The organism is Mycolicibacterium chlorophenolicum (assembly GCF_001044235.1).
In the GTDB taxonomy this organism is placed as follows: domain Bacteria; phylum Actinomycetota; class Actinomycetes; order Mycobacteriales; family Mycobacteriaceae; genus Mycobacterium; species Mycobacterium chlorophenolicum.
Map to the genome: position 1 here is coordinate 1 of NZ_JYNL01000012.1, position 1,292 is coordinate 1,292.

1 protein-coding gene and 1 pseudogene are annotated in these 1,292 nt (G+C 62.6%); both read right to left on the bottom strand.

Annotation, left to right across the window (positions count from 1 at the left end):
• Nucleotides 1–503: 503 nt before the first annotated feature.
• Nucleotides 504–731: pseudogene (locus MCHLDSM_RS06590) on the bottom strand (response regulator transcription factor); the annotation flags it as partial.
• A gap of 360 nt (nucleotides 732–1,091) precedes the next feature.
• On the bottom strand, nucleotides 1,092–1,292 hold a 201-nt coding region (locus MCHLDSM_RS35790; protein ID WP_201780361.1), incomplete at its 5' end, for an NlpC/P60 family protein.

Genomic DNA, 1,292 nt, shown 5'->3' on the forward strand with positions numbered 1-1,292 from the left:
CCTTTCTGAACTGGCCTGATTGATGCGTAGAGAACACCAATCCTCCCAGCTCAAGGGGCACTTTCCTCATTCCGACACCCCACGACCAACCAATTTATCGGTGGATCGAGGCTTAGAAACCTTCCGGTCGCGGACTATCTACGTAGTGCAATAGTAGATGGGCGGCACAGGGCAACGGCGCGACGCTGGTATGACGCCCTGGGCAGGGCTGCGCGTACCGACAGGACAGTGAGGCTTCTTCATCAAGTCTTCATCGGGACACGAACCGACCCATACTCGGAATCTTGAGGCTGGACCGAGGCTGCGAGAGCGCTTGCCGCGTGGCCTGGTGTCACGAAGTTGTATAAGAAGGATGCGCGATGCAGCACAAGCGATGTGGAACTGGGTTTGCGGCGTTGGCAGCGTCGGCCCTGTTCATCACTGCCTGTTCGAATGCGACAACAGACTCTCAGTCATCGCCGAGCGCTGCGAGCAGCGACGCGGTCCACAACGACGCTGATGTGACCATCGATGCCGGGCAGACCGATGTCCAGGATGACGACATCGGGATCGAGGTCGCGCGCGACGGCGATCGCGTCGACGCCGTTGCCGGCCACGACCGCCTCGAACTGCTCGCGTTCCAGGTAGCTGGCCACCACTTCGGCCAGGGGAAGTTCGTCGTCGACGACCAGGGCGCGGTATCCCTTCGCCTGCTCAGGCGGTGTACCCGGGTGGTTATCCATATCCCGCATGGTGCCCGCTGAAGCAGCCGCGGCGGCGCAGACCGCACGAAGCGGCGCGATCTTCAGCAGATCTTTACGAGACTCATGCCGATTGCGTCCTTCGGCTGGGAGACGCTCACTGTGGAGGAGGGCCTGATATGCGCTTGCTGATGGACGTCTGCCCGAACAGTCTCGGGTGGCAAACGTGGCTGATCCTGTGCGCCGTCATTGTCGTGATGTGAGCCGCCGGCGCGACGGCCCTGTTCCACGCTTCTGGCCGGCCGCGCCGCAGGCAGCGGCGTGAGGCAATAGAGGAGCCTGTTCGCAGCGGCCAAGTCGGGGCGGAGTGACTGGTCAGCAACGCGGCCAACGTAGCGCTCGCGCGGGGTGTCAGTATTCGATCAAGCGCGTGACGTAGGGCGTCATGCCGGAGCTGCGTACGGGGGAGATTTTGACCACTGACCCGGTGTAGGGGGCTTCGAGCATCATGCCGTCGCCGAGGTACATGGCTTCGTGCTGGCTGGCGTTGGGGCCGTAGAAGATGAGATCGCCGCGCTGCATCTGCGATGACGGTACTTTGCGGCCGTCCTC